Annotated in this window: 23 protein-coding genes and 3 tRNA genes; 19 read left to right on the top strand and 7 right to left on the bottom strand. The window is 68.8% G+C overall.

Annotated features, from left to right (window positions below; genetic code table 11):
- Positions 1-33: 33 nt before the first annotated feature.
- Positions 34-1,215, bottom strand: a complete 1,182-nt coding sequence (locus ACWDUD_RS00435; RefSeq protein WP_450108023.1) for an MFS transporter — start codon at positions 1,213-1,215, stop codon at positions 34-36.
- A 108-nt stretch (positions 1,216-1,323) separates the two neighbouring features.
- Here ACWDUD_RS00435 and ACWDUD_RS00440 point away from each other — a divergent pair, with 108 nt between their 5' ends.
- The 5 genes from ACWDUD_RS00440 (at position 1,324) to ACWDUD_RS00460 (ending at position 4,235) form a co-directional block, all read left to right on the top strand.
- Entirely contained in the window at positions 1,324-2,100 is a 777-nt protein-coding gene (locus ACWDUD_RS00440) for a fumarylacetoacetate hydrolase family protein (RefSeq protein WP_450108024.1), read from the top strand.
- 79 nt (positions 2,101-2,179) lie between these two features.
- A complete protein-coding gene (gltX, locus tag ACWDUD_RS00445; RefSeq protein WP_450108025.1) occupies positions 2,180-3,652 on the top strand; it encodes a glutamate--tRNA ligase in 1,473 nt (490 codons plus the stop codon).
- Between the two features lie 212 nt (positions 3,653-3,864).
- A tRNA-Gln gene (locus ACWDUD_RS00450) sits at positions 3,865-3,936 on the top strand.
- A gap of 87 nt (positions 3,937-4,023) precedes the next feature.
- Positions 4,024-4,099: transfer RNA gene (locus ACWDUD_RS00455), tRNA-Glu, on the top strand.
- A 63-nt stretch (positions 4,100-4,162) separates the two neighbouring features.
- A tRNA-Glu gene (locus ACWDUD_RS00460) sits at positions 4,163-4,235 on the top strand.
- A 54-nt stretch (positions 4,236-4,289) separates the two neighbouring features.
- On the opposite strand, the gene ACWDUD_RS00465 is transcribed toward ACWDUD_RS00460, so the two are convergent.
- The 3 genes from ACWDUD_RS00465 to ACWDUD_RS00475 all read right to left on the bottom strand — a co-directional run bounded on the left by ACWDUD_RS00465 (position 4,290) and on the right by ACWDUD_RS00475 (position 5,823).
- The gene (locus tag ACWDUD_RS00465) at positions 4,290-4,457 is read right to left on the bottom strand and encodes a DUF5302 domain-containing protein (protein WP_450108026.1); all 168 of its coding nucleotides are present in this window, start codon (positions 4,455-4,457) and stop codon (positions 4,290-4,292) included.
- Positions 4,458-4,538: 81 nt separating this feature from the next.
- Positions 4,539-5,036: a pyridoxamine 5'-phosphate oxidase family protein gene (locus ACWDUD_RS00470; protein WP_450108027.1), complete on the bottom strand. Its 498-nt coding sequence runs from the start codon at positions 5,034-5,036 to the stop codon at positions 4,539-4,541.
- 85 nt (positions 5,037-5,121) lie between these two features.
- Positions 5,122-5,823: an IclR family transcriptional regulator gene (locus ACWDUD_RS00475; protein WP_420751584.1), complete on the bottom strand. Its 702-nt coding sequence runs from the start codon at positions 5,821-5,823 to the stop codon at positions 5,122-5,124.
- A 132-nt stretch (positions 5,824-5,955) separates the two neighbouring features.
- On the opposite strand from ACWDUD_RS00475, the gene leuC reads away from it, so the two are divergent.
- The 3 genes from leuC to ACWDUD_RS00490 all read left to right on the top strand — a co-directional run bounded on the left by leuC (position 5,956) and on the right by ACWDUD_RS00490 (position 8,871).
- Entirely contained in the window at positions 5,956-7,374 is a 1,419-nt protein-coding gene (gene leuC, locus ACWDUD_RS00480; protein WP_197257337.1) for a 3-isopropylmalate dehydratase large subunit, read from the top strand.
- A 26-nt stretch (positions 7,375-7,400) separates the two neighbouring features.
- Entirely contained in the window at positions 7,401-7,997 is a 597-nt protein-coding gene (gene leuD / locus ACWDUD_RS00485; protein ID WP_248673331.1) for a 3-isopropylmalate dehydratase small subunit, read from the top strand.
- A gap of 172 nt (positions 7,998-8,169) precedes the next feature.
- Complete coding sequence (locus ACWDUD_RS00490; protein ID WP_248673330.1) at positions 8,170-8,871, top strand: HU family DNA-binding protein; 702 nt, start codon at positions 8,170-8,172, stop codon at positions 8,869-8,871.
- Between the two features lie 117 nt (positions 8,872-8,988).
- On the opposite strand, the gene ACWDUD_RS00495 is transcribed toward ACWDUD_RS00490, so the two are convergent.
- From ACWDUD_RS00495 to cofC, 3 genes are all read right to left on the bottom strand, one after another.
- Complete coding sequence (locus ACWDUD_RS00495) at positions 8,989-9,915, bottom strand: NUDIX hydrolase (RefSeq protein ID WP_450108028.1); 927 nt, start codon at positions 9,913-9,915, stop codon at positions 8,989-8,991.
- A 38-nt stretch (positions 9,916-9,953) separates the two neighbouring features.
- Positions 9,954-12,122, bottom strand: coding sequence for an RNA degradosome polyphosphate kinase (locus tag ACWDUD_RS00500; RefSeq protein ID WP_450108143.1), 2,169 nt, complete (start codon positions 12,120-12,122; stop codon positions 9,954-9,956).
- 80 nt (positions 12,123-12,202) lie between these two features.
- Entirely contained in the window at positions 12,203-12,859 is a 657-nt protein-coding gene (gene cofC / locus ACWDUD_RS00505; RefSeq protein ID WP_450108029.1) for a 2-phospho-L-lactate guanylyltransferase, read from the bottom strand.
- A 164-nt stretch (positions 12,860-13,023) separates the two neighbouring features.
- Here cofC and ACWDUD_RS00510 point away from each other — a divergent pair, with 164 nt between their 5' ends.
- From ACWDUD_RS00510 to ACWDUD_RS00560, 11 genes are all read left to right on the top strand, one after another.
- The gene (locus tag ACWDUD_RS00510) at positions 13,024-14,022 is read left to right on the top strand and encodes an NAD(P)H-dependent glycerol-3-phosphate dehydrogenase (RefSeq protein WP_197252213.1); all 999 of its coding nucleotides are present in this window, start codon (positions 13,024-13,026) and stop codon (positions 14,020-14,022) included.
- A gap of 49 nt (positions 14,023-14,071) precedes the next feature.
- Positions 14,072-15,172: a cystathionine gamma-lyase gene (locus ACWDUD_RS00515; protein WP_248673327.1), complete on the top strand. Its 1,101-nt coding sequence runs from the start codon at positions 14,072-14,074 to the stop codon at positions 15,170-15,172.
- A 73-nt stretch (positions 15,173-15,245) separates the two neighbouring features.
- Positions 15,246-16,352: a D-alanine--D-alanine ligase family protein gene (locus ACWDUD_RS00520; protein ID WP_248673326.1), complete on the top strand. Its 1,107-nt coding sequence runs from the start codon at positions 15,246-15,248 to the stop codon at positions 16,350-16,352.
- Between the two features lie 35 nt (positions 16,353-16,387).
- Positions 16,388-17,683, top strand: coding sequence for a glutamate-5-semialdehyde dehydrogenase (locus tag ACWDUD_RS00525; protein ID WP_450108030.1), 1,296 nt, complete (start codon positions 16,388-16,390; stop codon positions 17,681-17,683).
- Positions 17,684-17,698: 15 nt separating this feature from the next.
- On the top strand, positions 17,699-18,601 hold the full coding sequence (locus ACWDUD_RS00530; protein ID WP_197252210.1) for an AAA family ATPase: 903 nt from the start codon (positions 17,699-17,701) through the stop codon (positions 18,599-18,601).
- A 1-nt stretch (position 18,602) separates the two neighbouring features.
- Positions 18,603-20,054, top strand: coding sequence for a vWA domain-containing protein (locus tag ACWDUD_RS00535; RefSeq protein ID WP_450108031.1), 1,452 nt, complete (start codon positions 18,603-18,605; stop codon positions 20,052-20,054).
- A gap of 110 nt (positions 20,055-20,164) precedes the next feature.
- Positions 20,165-20,860, top strand: a complete 696-nt coding sequence (gene nadD, locus ACWDUD_RS00540; RefSeq protein WP_197252220.1) for a nicotinate-nucleotide adenylyltransferase — start codon at positions 20,165-20,167, stop codon at positions 20,858-20,860.
- Positions 20,857-21,282: a ribosome silencing factor gene (gene rsfS, locus ACWDUD_RS00545; RefSeq protein WP_197252208.1), complete on the top strand. Its 426-nt coding sequence runs from the start codon at positions 20,857-20,859 to the stop codon at positions 21,280-21,282. Before nadD ends, rsfS begins: the two co-directional genes overlap by 4 nt.
- Positions 21,279-21,926, top strand: coding sequence for a histidine phosphatase family protein (locus tag ACWDUD_RS00550; RefSeq protein WP_308200764.1), 648 nt, complete (start codon positions 21,279-21,281; stop codon positions 21,924-21,926). Before rsfS ends, ACWDUD_RS00550 begins: the two co-directional genes overlap by 4 nt.
- Positions 21,913-22,698: a diglucosylglycerate octanoyltransferase gene (octT, locus tag ACWDUD_RS00555; RefSeq protein WP_197252206.1), complete on the top strand. Its 786-nt coding sequence runs from the start codon at positions 21,913-21,915 to the stop codon at positions 22,696-22,698. The genes ACWDUD_RS00550 and octT overlap by 14 nt, the downstream gene beginning before the upstream one ends.
- A 5-nt stretch (positions 22,699-22,703) precedes the next feature.
- Positions 22,704-23,573: a DegV family protein gene (locus tag ACWDUD_RS00560; RefSeq protein ID WP_197252205.1), complete on the top strand. Its 870-nt coding sequence runs from the start codon at positions 22,704-22,706 to the stop codon at positions 23,571-23,573.
- The last annotated feature ends 16 nt before the right edge of the window (positions 23,574-23,589 follow it).

Genomic DNA, 23,589 nt, shown 5'->3' on the forward strand with positions numbered 1-23,589 from the left:
GAGGGACCCTTGTTCGTTCCGTGGGAACGGCGGCTATTCGTCCCGTGGGACGAGGGGCACGGCCGCGAGCGGTGCGATCGCTGCGATCGCGAAGGCGATCGGGAATCCCACGGCGCCGATCAACGCTCCGAAGGCGGGACCGACAGCCGCGCCGGTGACGAACTGCCCGGTGTTCTGGATGCCCAGTGCACGACCACCCCAGAACGGCCCGCCCAGCTCGGCGACCGCGGTGAACGCCAGTCCGTTCGGTGCAACGGTCGTCACCGACGCCACCAGCAGCATCACGACCGCGGTGGGGGAGGCGAACCAGGCGGTGGCGGCCAGCGCCGCCATCGATACGACGACGGAGATCGAAACGATCCGCAGCGGTCCCATCCGGCTGCCGGTCCGGTCCGACCACACGCCCACGATCACACGACCGATCGCGCCGAGGAATTGGGATGCGGTGATAACCAGTCCGGCGCTCGTCTCGGTCCAGTCCAGGTCGGTGACCAGCCACACGAGTGCAAAGGTCCACACCATCTGCTGGGGGACCACCAGCAGGATCGACGTGCCGTGGATGCGCGCCAGTGTCCGCGAGCCGCGATATGGATTGTCCAGCAAGCCGTTGTCGGCTGCGGTGTCCCGATCCGGCCGCGGCGGGTCGATGATTCCGACCGCGCACGCGATCGCTCCCACGCCGCACATGATCGCGGGAAATGCCAGCGCCCAACCGATTCCGTGATCGCGGGCGAGTGGGGGCATCATCATGGCGGCCAACGCGATTCCGAGCGGAACGGACATCTGCCGGATGCCCATCGCCAGACCCCGCTGTGCCTGCGGGAACCAGCCGACGACGACGCGCCCGCTGGCGGCGTTGGCGCTGGCCGCGCCCGCTCCCGCGGCCGCGAGCAGAACCGCCAGTGCGCCAGGGGCTGTGGTCGTCGCGGCGGCAGCCGTCGCCGCGGAGGCGATGCCGAGACCCGCGGCGAGGGCGTTCCGCTCACCGAAGCGATCGGCGATCGCCCCCCATGCGACGAGTGTGAGTACCCCTCCGAGAATCGGTGCGCCGGCCAGGGTTCCGGCCTGCGCGAGGTCCAGGCCGTGCTCGGTGTGGAGGGTGGGGATGAGGAAGGCCGTGCCGTTGACGACGGTGGCCTGCACGGTCTGTGCCAGCACTCCCAGGGCCAGGATCAGCCACCGTTTCCGGCCGATGTCGGCGACAACTTCCATCATGTCTCACTATCTGGGAACATATCTCGAAGTATGAAACAATGAACAAACGGTACACCCGGATCGACGGGGGCGCCGGGTGAGCGTGGGCGCACCGATAGACTGCGCGTCATGCGCCTTGGTCGAATTGCCAGCCCCGACGGTGTCGCCTTCGTCAGCATCGAAGGCGAATCCGATTCCGCGATCGCGAAAGAGATTGCCGAGCACCCTTTCGGGACGCCCACGTTCACCGGCCGTAGCTGGCCGCTCGCCGACGTCCGCCTGCTCGCGCCGATCCTCGCGAGCAAGGTCGTCGCCGTCGGGCGCAACTATGCCGCGCATGCCGCGGAATTCGGCAACGAGGTGCCCGAGGAGCCGGTGATCTTCCTCAAGCCGAACACCTCGATCATCGGCCCCGGCGCTCCGATCGTCATCCCGCGCAACACCTCGCTCGTGCACCACGAGGCGGAACTCGCCGTCGTCATCGGACGGCCGTGCAAGGACGTGCCCGCCGCGAAGGCGCTCGACGTCGTGCTCGGATACACCATCGCCAACGACGTGTCCGCCCGCGACCATCAGAAGCAGGACGGCCAGTGGGCCCGCGCCAAGGGGCACGACACGTTCTGCCCGCTCGGTCCGTGGATCGAGACGAACCTCGACGCCTCCGACCTCGAGATCTCCGCCGAGGTCGACGGGCAGGAGCGTCAGCGCAGCCGAACCTCGTTGCTGATCCACGACATTCCGAAGCTCATCGAGTGGGTTTCCGCCGTGATGACGCTGCTCCCGGGTGACGTCATCCTCACCGGAACCCCCGAGGGTGTCGGCCCCATCGAGCCGGGCAACACCGTGTCGGTGACGATCGAGAAGATCGGCACCCTCACCAATCCGGTCGTCGCGAAGGGCGCGTGACAACCGCACTTCGCTTCTGCCGCCGCGGCGGGGAGGACTAGCCTGGTAGGGACTTTTCATCCCTCTACCAGAGTGAGCCATGACCAGCAGCGAAGTACGCGTTCGATTCTGCCCGTCCCCGACCGGAACCCCGCACGTGGGTCTGGTGCGCACCGCCCTGTTCAACTGGGCGTTCGCGCGCCACCACGGCGGCACCTTCGTGTTCCGCATCGAAGACACCGACGCAGCCCGCGACACCGAGGAGTCGTACCAGGCGATCCTCGACGCCCTGCGCTGGCTCGGCCTGCAGTGGGACGAGGGACCGGAGGTCGGCGGGCCGTACGAGCCGTACCGGCAGTCCCAGCGACGGGATCTGCACCTCGACATCGTCGCCAAGCTCGTCGAGGCCGGTGAGGCCTACGAGTCGTTCTCGACTCCCGAGGAGGTCGAGGAGCGGCACAAGGCTGCCGGCCGCGACCCCAAGCTCGGCTACGACAACTTCGATCGCGACCTGAGGCCCGAGCAGCGGCAGGCCTACCTCGACGAGGGACGCAAGCCGGTGGTGCGGTTGCGCATGCCGGATCACGACCTCACGTGGAACGACCTCGTGCGCGGTGAAACCACGTTCAAGGCGGGTGTGGTCCCGGACTTCGCGCTGACCCGCGGCAACGGCATCCCGCTGTACACGCTCGTCAACCCCGTCGACGACGCGCTGATGCGCATCACCCACGTGCTGCGCGGCGAGGACCTGCTCTCGTCGACGCCGCGGCAGCTCGCCCTGTACGAGGCGCTGCAGCGGATCGGTGTGGCCGATTTCACGCCGGAGTTCGGGCATCTGCCGTTCGTGATGGGACAGGGCAACAAGAAGCTGTCCAAGCGTGACCCCGAGTCGAACCTGTTCCTGCACCGCGACCGCGGGTTCATCCCCGAGGGTCTGCTGAACTACCTCGCGCTGCTCGGCTGGGGCCTGGCCGAGGACCGCGACGTGTTCTCGCTCGACGAGATGGTCGCCGCGTTCGACATCTCGAAGGTCAACTCGAACCCCGCTCGCTTCGACCAGAAGAAGGCCGACGCGATCAACGCCGAGCACATCCGCCTGCTCGAGCCCGCGGACTTCGCGGCGCGGTTGAAGGCCTTCCTGATCGAGCACGGCTACATCACGGCCGACGTCGACGACGCGCGGTTCTCCGCGGCCGCCGAACTCGTCCAGACCCGCATCGTCGTGTTGTCCGACGCCTGGGACCTGCTGAAGTTCCTGTTCGTCCCGGAGTCGGAGTTCACGGTGGACGAGGCGTCCGCCGCCAAGAATCTCGGTGCCGACGCCGCGCCCGTACTCGACGCGACCATCACCGCGCTCGACGGTGTGGGGGAGTGGACGACCGCCAACCTCGAGGAGGCGCTCAAGGCCGCTCTCATCGAGGAGCTGGGCCTCAAGCCGCGCAAGGCGTTCGCTCCGGTGCGTGTCGCCGTCTCCGGATCGCACATCAGCCCGCCGCTGTACGAGTCGATGGAACTGCTCGGCCGGGACGTGACCCTGGCGCGCCTGAGCTCCGCCCGCGCGGGCATCGCCTGACCATCTCGCCGGTACCGGCTCGGCCCGCCACCCTCCACCCGGAAGGTGGCGGGCCGAGTCGTCTGCGGGGGATCGTTCCACACGGCTTCGAGGGGCAATTCATGCTCTTGACCAGGCGATTTGTAGTTCGTGGTGGGGTTGGTGCTAATCTTTCTCTCGGTTCGGAACGGAGGCCACAGACGCCCGCAGGGCAGGCCGAAGGAACAAACCAATGGGGTATGGTGTAATTGGCAACACAGCTGATTCTGGTTCAGCCATTCTAGGTTCGAGTCCTGGTACCCCAGCTGAGATGCGGTGGTTTGCCCACAGCGTCTCGGCCAGCTAAGCTGGCTGAGCTTCCTCCGGGAAGCAACCAGAGAAGAAGTTCTCAGGCCCCCGTCGTCTAGCGGCCTAGGACGCCGCCCTCTCACGGCGGTAGCGTGGGTTCGAATCCCATCGGGGGTACCATGAACTGCCCATCGATCTCCGGATCGATGGGTGTTCTTCTCTGAAGAAATGAAGATGGTCCAGGCCCCCGTCGTCTAGCGGCCTAGGACGCCGCCCTCTCACGGCGGTAGCGTGGGTTCGAATCCCATCGGGGGTACAGCGAAGGCCCTCCGAGCATTGCTCGGAGGGCCTTCCTCGTTGTCGGTACCGGCTATCCGCTCTTGCGCCGGAATTCGCGGTGATGATCGGCGGTTGCATGCGGACCGTGCGCCTTCGAATCCGCGTCGAGATGGGCGGTGCCCCGGCCCGTGCGGCTGTTCTTGCGCTCGAGCGCCGCCCGGAATTGCTCCTTGATCCGGTCCTTGGACGTGTCGCTCATGACATCTCCCTCCGGTCGGCCGGTCTGGATGCGAACGAATCTATCGCGGCGCGGGAGCCCTGTCGCCCGATTTTCGAGTGCCTACAGGTACCGGGCCGTCGTGCCACCGATGGGCATCGCCGGCATGCCGAGCTTGCGGTGATCCCACGAGCGGACACGGTCCGGCACCACACGCACCGCGACGCGCTTGTGCATCATCCGCTCGACGGCGGGGAGCATCTCGTCGGTGTACGGACCGGTGTAGCGCTCCCAGACGTTGCGGCACACCGCGAAGAGGGTGTCGTGGTCGTCGGTGATCTCGGCGTGGCCTTCGATCGACACGCCCCGCAACTGGTCGTAGGTGTCGCCGGCCTCGACGAGCACGGTGATGCGGTTGTCGCGCCGCAGGTTCACCGTCTTCTGGGACTTGGCCTTGGTTTCGAACCAGATCTCACCGTCGATCAGCGCGTACCACATCGCGATGAGATGCGGTGTGCCCGACGGCCCGAGCGTCGCCATGTTGGCGACACGGCTGCGGTCGAGGAAGTCCTGGACTTCGTCGTCCGTCATGGTGATCTGTGCGCGTTGTTTGATGCCCATGGGACAGCACTGTGTCATGCGTCATGCCCGGCTGTCACCACCGGTGCGGCTGTCGTCTCAGCGATCACAGATCCGGGGGAATCCTTCAGAGCCGCTTGTGGAGTGCTTCCGCGGCGGCGAGGAGATCGGACGCCCAGCGGGCGCCGGGCTTGCGGCCCATGCGGTCGATGGGGCCGGACACGGAGACCGCCGCGACGACCGTCCCGGCCGCGTCGCGCACGGGTGCAGCCACCGAGGCGACGCCCGGTTCGCGTTCGGCGGCGCTCTGCGCCCACCCGCGGCGACGGACCTCCGCGAGGACGCGTTCACCGAACGCCGCGTCCGGCAGGATCGCCCGCTGGGTGGCGGCATCCGCCCATGCGAGCAGAACTTTCGCGCCCGACCCGGCGGTCATCGGCAGCCGAGCGCCGACGAGGACGGTGTCGCGCAGGCCCGTCGGGGGCTCGAGGGCGGCGACGCACACGCGCTGGGTGCCCTCCCTCCGGTACAGCTGCACGCTCTCGCCGGTGATCTCGCGCAACCGGGGCAGGATGAGGGAGGCGGCCTCCACGAGCGGATCGCCGGCGCCGGCGGACAGTTCGGCCAGGCCCGGTCCGGGACGCCACTGGCCGTCGCTGTCCCGGGTGAGCAACCGGTGGATCTCGAGGCCGACGGCCAGCCGGTGCGCGGTCGCGCGCGGCAGGCCCGTGCGGGAGCACAGTTCGTTGAGGTTGCACGGCTGCTCGGCCACCGCGTGCAGCACGGACATCGCTTTGTCCAACACTCCGATGCCGCTATGCTGTCTCATAGGTCGATACCTCCGTCTCGCATACTGGGAAGCATAACCCATGTACCGACGGGCGGGGACGGCACCATACGCGGCCCGGGCACAGCCCCGAGAACCGGCAACCGCGTTCGTCACGTACGACAGGTGGAGAAGATGGCTGGAAAAACTCTGGCGGAGAAGGTGTGGGATCAGCACGTTGTCGTGCGCGGTGAGGGAGAGGGCTCGGCGCGGCAGCCGGATCTGATCTACATCGACCTGCATCTCGTGCACGAGGTCACGAGTCCTCAGGCGTTCGACGGCCTGCGGCTCGCCGGACGCCGGCTGCGGCGTCCCGATCTCACGATCGCGACCGAGGACCACAACGTCCCGACCGTCGACATCGACAAGCCCATCGCCGATCCGGTCTCGCGCACCCAGGTCGAGACGCTGCGCCGCAACTGTGAGGAATTCGGCGTCCGGCTGTACCCGATGGGCGACATCGATCAGGGCATCGTGCACGTCGTCGGCCCGCAGCTCGGTCTGACCCAGCCGGGCATGACGGTGGTGTGTGGCGACAGCCACACCTCCACCCACGGCGCATTCGGTGCCCTGGCAATGGGTATCGGCACGAGCGAGGTCGAGCACGTGATGGCGACGCAGACGCTGTCGCTGCGCCCGTTCAAGACGATGGCGATCACCGTCGACGGCGAACTGCCCGAGGGCGTCACGGGCAAGGACCTGATCCTCGCCGTCATCGCGAAGATCGGCACCGGCGGCGGTCAGGGCTATGTCCTCGAATACCGCGGCGAGGCGATCCGCAAGCTGTCCATGGAAGCGCGGATGACGATCTGCAACATGTCGATCGAGGCGGGCGCCCGCGCCGGAATGATCGCGCCCGACGAGGTCACCTACGAGTACCTGAAGGGCCGTCCGCACGCCCCGCAGGGCACGGACTGGGACGCGGCGGTCGCCGCGTGGGATGCGTTGCGTACCGACGAGGACGCCGTTTTCGACGCCGAGGTCCACATCGACGGTGCGTCGCTGACCCCGTTCGTCACGTGGGGGACCAACCCGGGCCAGGGTGCCCCGCTCGGTGCGAACGTGCCGGTGCCCGAGGAGATCGCCGACGAGACCGAGCGCCTGGCCGCCGAGAAGGCGCTGCGCTACATGGATCTCGAACCCGGCATGCCGCTGCGTGAGATCGCTGTCGACACCGTCTTCGTCGGTTCGTGCACCAACGGCCGCATCGAGGACCTGCGCGCCGTCGCCGATGTTCTCAAGGGACGCAAGGTCGCCGACCGGGTGCGGATGCTCGTCGTGCCCGGTTCGATGCGGGTGCGCGCCCAGGCCGAGGCCGAGGGCCTCGGCGAGATCTTCACTGCGGCGGGCGCCGAATGGCGTCAGGCCGGGTGCTCGATGTGCCTGGGTATGAACCCGGATCAGCTCGCGCCGGGCGAACGTTCGGCGTCGACGTCGAACCGCAACTTCGAAGGACGCCAGGGCAAGGGCGGCCGCACCCACCTCGTGTCGCCGGCGGTCGCGGCGGCGACCGCGGTGCGCGGCAAGCTCTCCGCCCCGGCGGATCTGGACTAGGTCAAGGGACCGAAGGAGAATTCTCGATGGAAGCCTTTACTACTCACAAGGGCATCGGTGTTCCGCTGCGCCGCTCGAACGTCGACACCGACCAGATCATCCCGGCGGTGTACCTGAAGCGCGTCACCCGTAGCGGATTCGAGGACGGCCTGTTCGCCGGCTGGCGCACCGATCCGTCGTTCGTGCTCAACACCCCGCCGTTCGACCGCGGCTCGGTTCTCGTGGCGGGCCCCGACTTCGGCACCGGGTCGTCGCGCGAGCACGCCGTGTGGGCTTTGTCCGATTACGGATTCCGCGTCGTGATCTCGTCGCGCTTCGCCGACATCTTCCGCGGCAACGCCGGAAAGGCGGGCCTGCTCGCCGCTCAGGTCGAGCAGGCCGACGTCGAACTGCTGTGGAAGCTCATCGAACAGCAGCCCGGCCTCGAGCTCGAAGTCGATCTCGAGAAGCGGACCGTGACGGCCGGAACCACTGTGGTGCAGTTCGCTATTGACGACTACACGCGGTGGCGTCTGCTCGAAGGTCTGGACGACATCGGACTGACATTGCGGCAGGTAGACGCGATTTCCGAGTACGAAAACGCAAGGCCGTCTTGGAAACCGACGACCCTCCCGACCCCCTGATCGAGGGTCCTTGCAGCACTGCCCCGGCGGGCCCGGCCGATGTGATCTTCGGCCGGGCCCGCCGTTCTAGTTGCATGAGAATTGGCGTGGCACATAGACTCTTGCCCGTTTGCGGGTCTACCGTGGACTACAAGTCGGTCTGACGGTGGACCGTAATGTGCGGAGGAAATCAATGAACAAGGCAGAGCTGATCGACGTTCTGACCGAGAAGCTCGGTTCGGACAGGCGTACGGCAACGGCAGCCGTCGAGCACATCGTCGATGCGATCGTGCGCGCCGTGCATGCCGGGAACAGCGTCACCATCACCGGTTTCGGTGTCTTCGAGCAGCGTCGCCGCGCCGCTCGTGTCGCTCGTAACCCGCGCACCGGTGAGACCGTCAAGGTCAAGCCGACGTCCGTGCCGGCGTTCCGGCCGGGCGCGCAGTTCAAGGCAGTCATCGCCGGTACCCAGAAGCTTCCCGCGTCCGGTCCCGCCGTCAAGCGCGGTGTGGCTGCTCCGGTGAAGAAGGCTGCCGCGAAGAAGACCGCCGCGAAGAAGACCACCGCCGCCAAGAAGACCACGGCGGCAGCGGCCAAGAAGACCACCGCCGCCAAGAAGACCACGGCGGCAGCGGCGAAGAAGACCACCGCGGCGAAGAAGGCTCCGGCCAAGACCACGGCGGCCAAGAAGACCACCGCGGCGGCGAAGAAGACCACCGCGGCGAAGAAGGCTCCGGCCAAGACCACGGCGGCCAAGAAGACCACCGCGGCCAAGAAGGCTCCGGCCAAGACCACGGCGGCCAAGAAGACCACCGCGGCCAAGAAGACCACGGCGGCCAAGAAGACCACCGCTGCGAAGAAGGCTCCGGCCCGCCGGGGCGCAGCCAAGAAGTAATCGGCACAGCCGAGAACCGATCTGCGGGCGGCCCGATAGGGCCGCATCGCTGAGCACAACCGTTTCGGCGGTCACCGGATCCGTTCCGGTGACCGCCGAAATGCATTCCCGAGACTTCTATCGGGGCAGGGCGGGCAGAGCGCTCTCGATGTGGTCGACCGCGACGACCCGGTCCTCGTGCAGCGACAGCACCCACGTGCTGCCCTTGCGGTTACGGGTCGCGGGCACGGTGACATCGTCCCGTTCCGCCCACCACCGGACGAGGTCCGGAATCACCTTGCCCTGACTGCAGATCACCGGTGAACCGCCGCGCCGGGCGATCTCCAGGGTGCGTTTGCGGCCCAGCTGCGGATCGGCTGCGTAGTCTTCCTCGTTGAGCGACGGTTCGATCGCGATGTCGACGCCCAGCTGTTCGGCGAGGGGCTCCACTGTCTGGATACAGCGGACACGGTCTGCGGCCGTGATGCTGTCCGCCCCGAATGCGCGCAGCTGTGCGACAAGAGCCTCGGCCTGGGCCTTGCCCGTCGAATCGAGCGGCCGCAGCCGGTCGTCACCGCGATGCTGTTTGCGGCTGCCGGCCTTGGCGTGCCGCACGATCAGAACGGTCTTCGTATCCGCCGGCAGGGCCCGGAATCGGCGCAGCACCGTGCGATCCATCGGGTACGAAAGCTGATCGAACGCGGTGTCCGGGTCCTCCCAGCGCAACTCGTCGACCTCGTGGTTCGGGACGAACTCGCCGCCGACCGCACGCGCCGCCCAATAGTCGACCCGTTTGAGTTTGCGGTGTCCCGGAACGGGATACGTGATCTTGCCGAGATGCCGGCCGAGCTGCGCCCGGAATCCGGTCTCCTCCTCGATCTCGCGGACCGCCGCGACGACCGCCGTCTCACCGGGATCGAGCTTGCCCTTCGGGAAGCTCCAGTCGTCGTAGCGGGGACGGTGGACGAGCGCGACCTCGACCCGTCCCGGATCGGCCGGGTTCGGTCGCCAGAGCACGGCACCCGCGGCGAAGATGTTCGCCTTCACGGGCTTGTCGGAATTCACCGGTTTCCGGGGGGAAGTCACAGAAGTCCTTCCGACACTCACGCCCGGCTACGCATGAGCTCGACCTGGTGGTCACGAGCGGCAGTGCCCGGGGCCGGCGATGCCGACCAGGTGCCGTCGCTTTCCAGGGTCCAGCATCGGGTCGCAGGGTCCAGGGCGGAATCGAAGATCGAACCCAGCTGCTTGGTCAGCCGCGAATCCTTCACCTGCACCATCACTTCGACGCGGCGATCGAGATTGCGGTGCATCATGTCCGCGCTGCCGATCCAGAATTCGTCGGCTCCGCGGAAGTGCAGCACCCGCGAATGCTCGAGGAAACGACCCAGAATGGACCGCACGGTGATGTTCTCGCTCAGACCCGGGACGCCCGGTTTGAGCGCGCAGATGCCGCGCACCACGATCTCGACCGGAACCCCGGCGCGGGACGCCCGATACAGCGCGTCGATGACCTGCTCGTCGACCAGAGCATTCGCCTTCAAGCGGATTCCCGTGGCGTTTCCGGCTGCATCTCCCGTCGCTGCGCTCGCCCTGGCGGCGAGCTCGATCTCGCGGTCGATGCGTTCGATGATGCCTGCCCGCACCCCGTGCGGAGCGACCAGCAGATTGCGGTACTTCGCCTTCCGGGAGTATCCCGTGAGTGTGTTGAACAGATCGGTGAGGTCCGAGCCGATCTCGGGATCGGAGGTCAGCAGACCCACGTCCTCGTACAGGCGTGCGGTCTTCGGATTGTAGTTGCCCGTTCCGATGTGGCAGTAGCGGCGGATCGCCGAACCTTCGCGCCGCACCACCAGACACGTCTTGCAGTGCGTCTTGAGACCGACGAGGCCGTACACCACGTGCACCCCGGCCTGTTCGAGCTTGCGTGCCCACTTGATGTTCGCCTGCTCGTCGAACCGCGCCTTGATCTCGACGAGCGCCACCACCTGCTTGCCGGCCTCGGCGGCCGCGATGAGCGCATTGACGATGGGGGAGTCGCCGGAGGTGCGGTAGAGGGTCTGCTTGATGGCGAGAACCTGGCTGTCCGCGGCCGCCTGCTCGATGAAACGCTGCACACTGGTGGAGAACGAATCGTACGGATGGTGCACGAGTACATCGCCTTCCCGGAGCGTGGAGAACACGCTCTTGGGCGTCTCGCGCTCACCGAACGCCGGGTGCGTCGCCGGGACGAAGGGTGCATCCTTCAGGTCCGGCCGGTCGACGGAGTAGACCTGCCACAGGCTCGACAGATCGAGCAGACCCGGCAATTGCACGACGTCGGCAGGGTCGACATCGAGTTCGCGCAACAGCAGGTCGAGCATGTGCTCGGTCATGTCGTCGGAGACCTCGAGCCGCACCGGCGAACCGAAACGGCGTCGTGCCAGTTCGCGTTCGAGGGCCTGCAGCAGATCCTCGTCGCGGTCCTCCTCGACCTCGAAATCGGCGTTGCGGGTGACGCGGAACGCGTGGTGCTCGACGATCTCCATACCGGGGAACAACACGTGCAGGTGCGCGGCGATCAGTTCCTCGAGCGGCAGGAAAGCGGGAATGCCGTCGGAGATTCCGGGGCGGTCGACCCGGACGAACCGGTCGACATTGTCCGGAACCTTCACGCGCGCGAAGTGCTCACCCGCGGACTTCAGATCCTTCACCGTCACGGCGAGATTGAGGCTCAGCCCGCTGATGTAGGGGAACGGGTGCGCGGGATCGACGGCGAGCGGGGTCAGAACCGGGAACACCTGCTCGGCGAAATAGTCGGTCAGACGCACCTTCTCGTCGTCCGACAACTCGGACCACCGGATGATCGAGATGCCTTCGTTTGCGAGATCGGGCTGAACCATGTCGAGGAACACCCGGGAGTGCCGGTTGGCGAGTTCGCGCGTGGACGAGGCGATCAGCGCGAGCTGGGCGCGCGGAGACAGTCCGTCCGCGGACCGTACCGCGAGGCCGGTTTCCGCGCGACGCTTCAGGCCTGCGACACGCACCATGTAGAACTCGTCGAGATTCGACGCGAAGATCGCGAGGAACTTGGCGCGCTCGAGCAGCGGCAGCGACGTGTCCTCGGCGAGGGCGAGAACTCGCGCATTGAAATCGAGCCAGCTCAGTTCGCGGTTGAGATACCGGCCTTCGGGAAGGCCGTCGGCGAGCGCCGGCAGCGCAGCGGCAGCGGGCGGCGCTGCCGGGGCGGAACCGATCCGCGAGGTCGTCGCGGTCGCGACGCTGTTCGACACGGAGCGCTCGGGAGATTCGGGGTCGGGCCGTCGATCTGTGCTGTCACCGTTGTTCACGGATTCATTGTGGCAGGAACCGGTTAACGCAGGGAGCCGAGCGGAAGCCCGATCCGGTCGAGCGTCGTGGTGGTCACGGGGCCGACACCCAGCGCCACGGCCGCCTCGAGATCGGCTCCGGTGTCGACATCGAGCCGCAGTCCGGGCCAATCGCCCTCGAGCGCGCGGGCGCCGGATGCGATGTGGCGGGCGGCGGAATCCGATCCGAACCGCGGCTCGAACGGCCGATCGGGGAAACAGTGGACGAGCGCAGAGGTGCCGGCCCCGGTGTGGTCCACGACCACCGCCCGGCCGACCCGCCGCGCGTGCGCGAGCGCCTCGGCGAGTTCGCTCGGGTGCACGGCCGGGAGATCGGCCTGCAGCGCGACGAGCGTCGCCTCCGGTGCCGACGTCCGGACCTGCCCCGCGGCATACGACAGTGCCGCATTGAGCGGTTCCGTTCCGCTGTCGGGAGGATCCGCCAGGACGTGGGCGCCGCGCGCTCGCGCTGCCCGGGCGACGTCCGGATCGCCGGTGACGACGGTGACCGTGACGTCCTCGAGGTGCAGCGCCGCGTCCAGGGTGTCCTCGAACATCGCCAGCGCCAGGTCGGCGCGCTCGCCGGGGGTGTAGACCCGCGCCAGCCGCGTCTTCGCCAGGCCGAGGGCCTTGACGGGGATCAGCACGTGCGGGGCGGTCATGGCTGCCGATTCTGCCAGCCGGGGGAAACCGGCGCGGTCCGGTGTCCGGTCGTGCGTTCCCGGGCGCGGGTGTTCGCGCAGCTCGCGACGATCGCCTGGGCAATACTGTGACGACGAGCGGTCGGCGATCGGCCGGTGGTGGTGATACGAGCAAAGGGGACTGCGTGAGCAAGGCGACGGTGTTGGGGGCGGGCTCGTGGGGGACGGCGTTCGCGAAGGTGCTGGCCGAGGCCGGAACCGATGTGACGATCTGGTCGCGCCGTGCGGAGGTCGCCGAGTCGATCGAGACGCGGCACGAGAACCCCGGATACCTGCCGGGTGTCACACTGCCCGAATCGCTGCACGCGACATCGGATCACCGGCTCGCCCTCGCGGGTGCGGATTTCGTGGTCCTCGCGGTGCCGTCGCAGTCGTTGCGCGAGAACCTGGAGCACTGGCGGGACGACATCGGCCCGAACGTCACGCTCGTCAGTCTCGCCAAGGGGATCGAGCAGGGCACGCTGCTGCGGATGAGTCAGGTGATCGCTCAGGTGACCGGCGCCGAGGAGAGCCGCATCGCGGTGCTGTCCGGGCCGAATCTCGCCCGCGAGATCGCCGAGGGCCAGCCCGCCGCGACCGTGATCGCCTGCACCGATTCGGGACGCGCCATGCAGATCCAGAAGTCCTGTGCCACAGGGTATTTCCGTCCATACACGAACTCCGACGTGATCGGCTGCGAGGTCGGCGGGGCCTGCAAGAACGTCATTGCGCTGGCGTGCGGGATGGCCGTCGGTGTGGGTCTGGGCGACAACACGATTGCGACGATCATCACCCGCGGCCTCGCCGAGGTCACCCGACTCGGCACGGCAGTGGGCGCCAAGCCGGCGACGCTCGCCGGTCTCGCGGGCGTCGGGGATCTCGTCGCCACGTGCACCTCGCCGCTGTCGCGGAACCGGTCGTTCGGTGAACGTCTCGGCCAGGGGGGGTCGCTCGAGAGTGCCCAGGAGGCCACGCACGGTCAGGTCGCCGAGGGCGTCAAGTCGTGCACGTCGGTGCGCGCGCTCGCGGCCAACTACGACGTCGAGATGCCGCTGACCGACGCGGTGCACCAGGTTTGCTACGAGGGACTGTCGGTGCCCGAGGCGATCGGCCGGTTGCTCGGCCGTCGCACCAAGCCGGAGTGAGTCGGCCGTGGCGCGTGATCCGCGAACGCCGGGGAATTCGACACGCTGCGTGAAAGCTGTTGCGGCAGAACATGAACCGGGTGCGCCGATGCAGCCGGGACCGGTGTTCGCGGCGCCCTATCAACTCGGCCCCGACGAGGATCCGGCGCTCGACAGCTACGCGCGCGCATCGAATCCCGGTTGGCGGGCACTCGAATCGGCGCTCGCGGAACTGGAAGGCGCGGCCGCGGCGCGCGTCGTCGGGTCCGGAATGTCCGCTGTCACCGTCGCGTTGCGGTCGCTGGCGCAACCGGGCGGTACCGTCGTCGTTCCGTCCGACGGCTACTACCAGGTGCGCGCGTACGCCCAGGAGTTCCTGGCGCCGCACGGGGTGACCGTCGTCGAACTGTCCTGCGCGGAGTTCGGCGACGGCACCCTGACCGACGTTCTGGTGACCGCTCCCGACAATTCCGTCGTGCTGGTCGAGACACCGTCGAATCCCGGTCTCGACACCGTGGACCTGCGCGCGATTGCGACCGTGTGCCACATGTGCGACGCACTGCTGCTCGTCGACAACACCACGGCCACCCCGCTCGGCCAGCAGCCGCTGGCGCTCGGCGTGGACGCCGTCGTCGCGAGCGGCACCAAATCGCTCAGCGGCCACAGCGACCTGTTGTTCGGCTACCTCGCCGTCGCCGACTCCGCGTTGCTGCCGCGTATCGACCGGGAGCGGTTGTTCTCCGGCACCGTCCTCGGACCGTTCGAGACGTGGCTGGCGCACCGCAGCCTCGGGACCGCGGGCCTGCGGTTCGAGCGGCAGTGCGCCAACGCCCTCGCGGTCGCGCGGATGCTGCGATCGCATCCCGCCGTCGAGGGGGTGCGCTATCCGGGGCTGCCGGACGATCCCGCCCATCCGATCGCCGCCGCGCAGATGAGCAGGTTCGGTCCGCTGGTGACGTTCCGGCTCGCCGACGAGCACGCCTTCCACCGGTTCGTCGCGGCCTCCGAGCTGGTCGGAGCGGCGACGAGTTTCGGCGGGATCCACACCACGGCCGACCGGCGCGCCCGCTGGGGCGACCGCGTGCCCGCCGGATTCGTCCGGCTCTCGTGCGGCATCGAGGATGCCGAGGATCTCCTCGCGGACATCGACGCGGCTCTCCGGGCGGTGTGACCGGCACGGCATCGTGAACGAACCGGCCCTACTCGGGTATGGCAGCCGGTACCCGTGCCGGTACGGTTTGTACGTGAGCAATCCCCGCACCCGGGTGGCCGTCGTGTTCGGCGGCCGCAGCAACGAACATTCCGTTTCCTGCGTTTCCGCAGGCAGCATCCTGACCAATCTCGATCCCGAACTGTACGAGGTCGTGCCGATCGGGATCACCACCGACGGCGCGTGGGTGCTCGGCGACTCCGATCCCGCCCGGCTGGCGAAGGCCGGGCGCGAACTGCCGACGGTCGCGGCGGACGGGTCGGCCCTCGTGCTCACCGCCGACCCGACTCGCAGCGGCGACATCGTCGCACTCGACGAAGGGGAGTTCGGCAAGGTCCTCGCGTCGGTCGACGTGGTGTTCCCGGTGCTGCACGGCGCCTACGGGGAGGACGGCACGATCCAGGGGCTGCTCGAGCTCGCGGGCATCCCGTACGTCGGTCCGGGTGTGCTCGCCAGTGCCGCGGGCATGGACAAGGAATTCACCAAGAAGCTGCTGGCCGCCGAGGGGCTGCCGGTCGGATTCCAGATCGTGCTGCGCCCGGGAGTCGATTCGCTCACCGAGGAGCAGAAGGAACAGCTGGGTCTGCCGGTGTTCGTCAAGCCCGCCCGCGGCGGCTCGTCCATCGGCATCAGCCGGGTCGCCGACTGGGAGTCGTTCGACGCGGCACTCGAGAAGGCGCGCCTGCACGATCCGAAGGTCATCGTCGAATCCGCGATCGTCGGGCGCGAGGTCGAGTGCGGCGTGCTCGAATTCCCGGACGGCGACGTGCGGGCCAGCGTGGTCGCCGAGATCCGCATGCCGGACAGCTCCGGCAACCACGAGGCGTTCTACGACTTCGACACCAAGTACCTCGACGACGTGTGCGAGTTCGACGTGCCCGCAAAGCTCGACGACGACGTCAGCGAGGAACTGCGGGCGCTCGCGATCCGCGCGTTCCGGGCACTCGATTGCCAGGGGCTGTCGCGCGTCGACTTCTTCGTGACCGACAACGGACCGGTGATCAACGAGATCAATACGATGCCCGGCTTCACGTCGATCTCGATGTACCCGCGGATGTGGGAGGCGGCGGGCATCGGTTACAGCGAGCTCGTCTCGATCCTCGTGCAGACCGCTCTCGCCCGGGGCACCGGGCTGCGCTGAGCGGCTGTTCCGGCGCGGCGACTACTCTGTCAACCATGACTGCCGTGACTCCCGACACCGCCGCATCGGACGCTGCTGCAAAGGACACCGGGGACATTCGCGAGGCCGTGCACGCCGCGGCGCGTCGTGCCCGGGTCGCGTCCCGTCGTCTCGCCCTGCTGACCACCGTCGAAAAGGACGCCGCGCTGCACGCCGCGGCGGACGCGGTTCTCGCCGCGGCCGATGCGGTTCTCGCCGCGAACACCGCGGACGTCGACGCTGCACGCGAAGCCGGGACCGAGGAATCGATCCTGGACCGCCTGCGGCTGACCCAGGCCCGGATCGAGGGCATCGCGTCCGGGCTGCGTCAGGTCGCCGGTCTGCCGGACCCGGTCGGTGAAGTGGTGCGCGGCTCGACGCTGCCGAACGGCCTCGAGATCCGGCAGCTGCGGGTGCCCCTCGGTGTCGTCGGCATGGTGTACGAGGCCCGGCCCAACGTCACCGTCGACGCCTTCGGTCTCGCCCTCAAGTCCGGCAACGCCGCGCTGCTGCGTGGTTCGTCGTCGGCGAAGCGGTCCAACGCGGCACTGGTCGAGGCGCTGCGCGGCGCGCTCGAAGCGCAGGGGCTTCCCGCGGACGCGGTGCAGCTGCTGCCGAGCGAGGACCGCTCCTCGGTCACCCACCTGATCCAGGCCCGCGGCCTGGTCGACGTCGTCGTCCCGCGCGGTGGCGCGGGCCTGATCTCCGCGGTCGTGCGCGACGCGACGGTGCCGACCATCGAGACCGGGGTCGGCAACTGCCACGTGTACGTGCACTCGGCCGCGGACCTCGAGATGGCCGAGAAGATCGTCGTCAACGCCAAGACGCGCCGGCCGAGCGTGTGCAACACCGTCGAGACCATCCTGGTGGACAAGGCGATCGCCGACACCGCGGTGCCGCAGCTGATGCAGGTGATGCAGGCCCACAGCGTCGTCGTGCACGGCGACCTGCCCGGCATGGTCCCGGCGACGGACGCGGACTGGTCCGAGGAGTACCTGACACTCGACGTGGCGATGGCCGTCGTCGACGATCTGGATGCCGCGGTCGAGCACATCGACCGCTACGGCACCGGCCACACCGAGGCGATCGTCACCTCGGATCTGGCTGCGGCCCGGGAGTTCACCGCGCGGGTCGATGCCGCAGCGGTTATGGTCAACGCTTCGACCGCATTCACCGACGGCGAGCAGTTCGGGTTCGGTGCCGAGATCGGCATCTCCACCCAGAAGCTGCACGCCCGCGGCCCGATGGGGTTGCCGGAGCTGACCTCCACCAAGTGGGTGGTGTGGGGCGACGGCCACACCCGCCCGGCCTGATCGAAAGGATCCAGCGTGGATCGTGCGCTGCCGACCACTCCGCCGATCTTCGCCGACGTCGACGATGTGATCACACGTCTCGCGGAGACGGGTTACCTCGCCGACAAGGCAACCGCCACCGCCGTGTTCCTTGCGGACCGGCTGGGCAAGCCGCTGCTCATCGAGGGGCCGGCCGGTGTCGGGAAGACCGAACTCGCGCGTGCCGTCGCGCAGACCTCCGGCGCCGAACTGGTGCGCCTGCAGTGCTACGAGGGCGTCGACGAGTCCCGCGCGTTGTACGAGTGGAATCACGCCAAGCAGATCCTGCGGATCCAGGCGGCGGGTGCGAACGCCGCGAGCGGAACCGGTGAGTCGTGGGATTCGACGAAGCAGGACGTGTTCTCCGAGGAGTTCCTGCTCTCGCGGCCGCTGCTGACGGCGATCCGCCGGGAGGATCCGACGGTGCTGCTCGTCGACGAGGTCGACAAGGCGGACGTGGAGATCGAGGGCCTGCTGCTCGAGGTGCTCAGCGATTTCGCCGTCACCGTCCCCGAACTCGGGACGATCCGCGCCGTGCGCAAGCCGTTCGCGGTGCTCACCTCGAACGCGGCGCGGGAGCTGTCCGAGGCGCTCAAGCGCCGCTGCCTGTTCCTGCACCTGGACTTCCCGGACGCGGAACTCGAGCGCCGGATCCTGGCGAGCCGGGTCCCGGAGCTGCCCGAGGCCGTCGCCGAACAGCTCGTGCGCACCGTGCGGGTGCTGCGCGGCATGCAGCTCAAGAAGCTGCCGTCGGTCGCCGAGACGATCGACTGGGGCCGCACGCTGCTGGCGCTCGGACTCGACACCCTCGACGACGCGGCGGTTCGCACCACGCTCGGGGTCGTGCTCAAACACCAGTCCGATCAGCAGCGTGCTGCTGCCGAGCTGCGGCTGAACTGAGATGGCCGGCGCACGCCCGCCCGGGCAGAACCGAGGGCCCGCCGCTCCGCACGGGTTGCCGGGCCACCTCGTCGGCTTCGTCGAGGCGCTGCGCCGGCGCGGCATCGCGGTCGGGCCGTCGGAGACCGTCGACGCCGGTCAGGTGATGACGGTGCTGGACCTGCTCGACCGTGAGGCGCTGCGGGAGGGGCTCGCGTGCACGCTGCTGCGCCGGCCCACCCACCGCGCCACCTTCGACGCGCTGTTCGACCTGTGGTTCCCCGCCGCGGTCGGGAACCGCGAAGCAGGGGGAATCGACCCGTCGCTGCCGCGCACACCGGATGGGGACATCGACTTCGAGGCGCTGCGCGACCTGATCGCCGAGCTGCTGTCCGACGATTCGCCCGAAGCGCTGGAGCTGACCGAGCTGCTCACCGCCCAGCTCGTCGAGGAACTCGGCCAGTACCAGTCCGGGAACGGTCCCTCGTTCTCCGCGTATCAGGCGCTGCGGGACGTCAAACCGGAAACGCTCGTCACTCGCATCCTCGAGGGGCTGCTGGGCAACGGGTCGTCGGAGGAGCACGAACCGGCCGGCGACTACGAGACCGAGGTCGCGCGCCGCACCTCCGCGCGTCGCGTCGCCGATTTCCGGGCGATGGTCGAGCGCGAGACGCGCCGGCGCACCGCCGAGCAGGTCGGTCGCGACCGCGTCGAGAAGTACGGTGTGCCGAAGCTGGCCGAGGAGGTCGACTTCCTGCGCGCCTCGGACGCGGAGCTGACGGCGTTGCGCCGCAGCGTCACCCCGCTGGCCCGGTTGCTGGCGAGCCGGCTCGCAGCACGCCGGCGCCGGGCCCGCGCCGGGGCCATCGACCTGCGCCGCACCCTGCGCAAGTCGATGTCGACCGGCGGTGTGCCGATCGACCTGGTCAACCGCAAGCCGCGCCCGGCCCGCCCGGAACTGGTGGTGCTCTGCGACGTCTCCGGGTCCGTCGCCGGGTTCTCGCACTTCACGTTGCTGCTGGTGCACGCGCTGCGCGAGCAGTTCACCCGGGTGCGGGTGTTCGCGTTCATCGACACCACCGACGAGGTCACCGACTACTTCTCCGCGGGTTCCGACCTGGGGACGTCGATGGCGCGGATGCTGCGCGAGGCCGATCTCATCGCGTACGACGGGCACTCGGACTACGGCAACGCGATCGGGGTGTTCGCCGAGCAGTATGCGCACAGCCTCACCAGCCGCAGTTCGCTGCTGATCCTCGGCGACGGGCGTACCAACTACCGCAATCCGAACCGTGAGGCGCTCGAGCATCTGGTGACGGTCGCGCGGCACGCGCACTGGCTCAACCCCGAACCGCGGGGGCAGTGGGGTTCCGGCGACTCGGCGGCGAAGGTGTACAGCGAGGTCGTCACCATGCACGAGTGCCGGACCGCGCAGCAGCTCGCGGCGGTCGTGTCGACGCTCCTGCCGGTCTGACGCCCCTGCCGACCCTGCGAAGGCAGGGCCGCGCCGGTGAACCCGTAAGCTGGTCAACCGTGCAACAGCCATCCGACCTGCAACCCGCGCCGCCCCGGCGCGTGGGTGTCATGGGCGGCACGTTCGATCCCATCCACCACGGACACCTCGTGGCGGCCAGCGAAGTCGCCGACCGCTTCGGTCTCGACGAGGTCATCTTCGTGCCGACCGGGCAGCCGTGGCAGAAATCCGACCGCCACGTCAGCTCCGCCGAGGACCGCTACCTGATGACGGTCATCGCGACCGCGTCGAACCCCCGGTTCTCCGTCAGCCGTGTCGACATCGACCGCGGCAAGCCGACGTACACCGTCGACACCCTGCGGGACCTGCACGAACGGCTGCCCGATGCCGAGCTGTACTTCATCACCGGCGCGGACGCGCTCGCGTCGATCCTGTCCTGGCAGGAATGGCAGGTGCTGTTCGACCGTGCGCGCTTCGTCGGCGTCTCCCGGCCCGGCTACGACCTCAACGTCGAGCACCTCGCGCCGCACCTCGAAGGCCTGCCCGCCGACGCTGTGAGCCTCGTCGAGATCCCCGCCCTGGCGATATCGTCGACGGACTGCCGCACGCGGGTCAGCGCGAACCGCCCGGTGTGGTACCTCGTCCCGGACGGGGTGGTGCAGTACATCAGCAAACGCAATCTGTATCGTCCGCAGGATTCACGGCGGCCCGACGGGGCCGCCGCGGTGACCGACCCACAGACGGTCCGCCGCGGGGCCGCACCGGAACCGCCCCGCACCGCAACCGAGAGAAAGAGCACGCAGTGAGCGCATCGGCAGAAGCCATCGAGATGGCACGTATCGCGGCCCTGGCGGCCGACGAGAAACTGGCATCCGACGTCGTGGTGCTCGACGTCTCCGAGCAGCTCGTGATCACCGACTGCTTCGTGATCGCCTCCGCGGCGAACGAGCGGCAGGTCAACGCGATCGTCGACAACGTCGAGGAGAAGCTGCGCGAGGCCGGCCACAAGCCGGTGCGCCGTGAGGGCACCCGCGAAGGGCGCTGGACGCTGCTCGACTACATCGACGTCGTCGTGCACATCCAGCACGACGAGGAACGCAACTTCTACGCCCTCGAGCGGCTGTGGAAGGACTGCCCGACCGTGCCGGTCGAGGGCATCGAACCGTCGACACGGAACCTCACCGCGCCCGCCCACGACGCGCTGCCGGAAACCCCGGACCACCTGTGACGGAGATCGTCCGCCGGCTGATCCTGCTGCGTCACGGACAGACCGAGTACAACGCGACCAGCCGCATGCAGGGCCAGCTCGACACCGAGCTGTCCGAGCTGGGCCGGCGCCAGGCGGTCGCCGCGGCACGGGAGATCGCGGCGTTCGAGCCGCTCGCGGTCGTCTCGTCCGACCTGCGGCGCGCCTACGACACCGCGGTCGTGCTCGGCGACAGCGCGGGTGTTCCCGTCGAGATCGACCCGCGCCTGCGGGAAACGCACCTCGGGAAGTGGCAGGGGCTCACGCACCACGACGTCGACTCGGTCGCGCCCGGTGCCCGGGCCGCGTGGCGCGCCGATGCGACATGGGCACCGCCGGAGGGGGAGAGCAGGGTCGACGTGGCGCGGCGTGCCGTCCCGGTCGTGCGGGAACTGCTCGACAAGTACGAACACTGGGGGGAACGGCCGATCGTCCTGGTCGCGCACGGCGGGCTGATTGCCGCGCTCACCGCCGCCCTCCTGGATCTGCCCGTGGATCGCTGGCCGATCCTCGGCGGTCTCGGCAACACCGGTTGGGTACGGCTCAGCGGCTACGGAGAGGAACCCGCATGGCGGCTCGATGTGTGGAACGCGACGGCGAACGTGGTGGCCGATGACGTCCTCTGACGCACCGGAGGTTCCGGACGCCACCGGCGGATCGACGCGACCGACCCTGCTGGTCATCGGCGACTCGCTCAGCTACTACGGCCCGAAGGGCGGCCTGCCCGCGGACGATCCGCGGATCTGGCCGAACCTCGCTGCGGCCGAACTCGGCTGGGATGTCGAGCTGATCGCCCGGATCGGCTGGACGACGCGCGACGCGTGGTGGGCGATGACGCAGGATCCCCGTGTATGGGCGTCGATCCCGCGCGCGGGTGCCGTCGTGCTCGCCGTCGGTGGCATGGACACGCTGCCGTCGCCCCTGCCGACCGCGCTGCGCGAACAGCTCCGCTACGTGCGGCCGGCGTCGCTGCGCCGCGTCGTGCGCAACGCGTACGGCTGGCTCCAGCCACGGCTGTCGCCGCTCGGCTGGCCGGTCGCGCTTCCGGCGCGAGTGAGCGTCGAATACCTCGAGACCATCCGCGACTCGCTCGCCTACATGCGTCCCGACCTGCCGGTGATCGCCACCCTGCCGTCGGTGCACCGCAGCGAGCAGTACGCGTCGGTCCACAAGGGCCGTCCCGCGGCGGCCCGCGCGATCACCGCGTGGGCGGCCGAAAAGTCCGTTCCCCTGGTCGATCTGGCGGCGGCGGTCCGCGAGAACATCCAATCGGACGACGCGAACCCGGACGGTATCCACTGGGGCTGGGACGGGCACCGCAAGGTCGCCGCCGCGATGGTCGAAGCGGTGCGGATGGTGCACCGAGATGCGGATTCGGTGGCAGACGGCATACGGTAGTCGACGTGTCTGTTGTGGTGGTGACCGATTCGTCGTGCTGTCTGGATCGGGAAGCGGTGGAGCGGTACGACATCCGTGTCGTGCCGCTGCACGTGATCTCCGAGGGTCGTGAGCTCCGCGAGGGCGTCGACGAACTGCCCGAGGACCTGTCGAAGGTAACCACCTCGGGGCCGGCGCCCGCCGAGCTCACCGATGTCTACGCTCGGGCGCTCGCCGACAGCGACGGTGACGGCGTGGTCGCCGTGCACATCTCGCGGCAGCTGTCCGGCACCTGGGAGGCCGCCAAGTACGCGGCCGACGCATTCGGGGGACGCGTGCGTCTCGTCGATTCTCGCAACACGGCAATGGGATTGGGCTTCTCGGCACTCGCCGCGGCGCGGCTCGCCGAGACCGGCGCGTCGCTCGACGAGGTGTTTGCGCGCGCCGTCGACGTCGCCGAGGCCGGCCGCGCGCTGCTCGTCGTCGACCGGCTCGACCATCTGCGGCGCGGCGGCCGGATCGGCACCGCGACCGCGTTGCTCGGTACGGCCCTGTCGATGAAGCCGGTCCTGCATCTCGTCGACGGCAAGCTCGTCCTGCGGGAGAAGACCCGGACCATGTCCAAGGCGCTCGCCAAGCTCGTCGAGGCCGTCGTCGACCAGTGCGCCGAGGTCGCGAAGATCGCCGAGCCGAAGGTCGCGGTGCACCACCGGGACGCCCCCGAGCGCGCGAAGTCCCTCCTCGACGAACTGACCGGGCGGCTGCCGGAGGGCACGGAACTGCGGATGACCGAACTCGACGCCGTGCTGGGCGCACACGTCGGTCCCGGGGCGATCGGGATCGTCGTCTCGCGGGACGGGCAGGATCCGGATCGGAACGTCCACGCGGAACCGTGATTTCGCCGCGCGCCGA

Source organism: Rhodococcus sp. NPDC003382 (genome assembly GCF_053589135.1).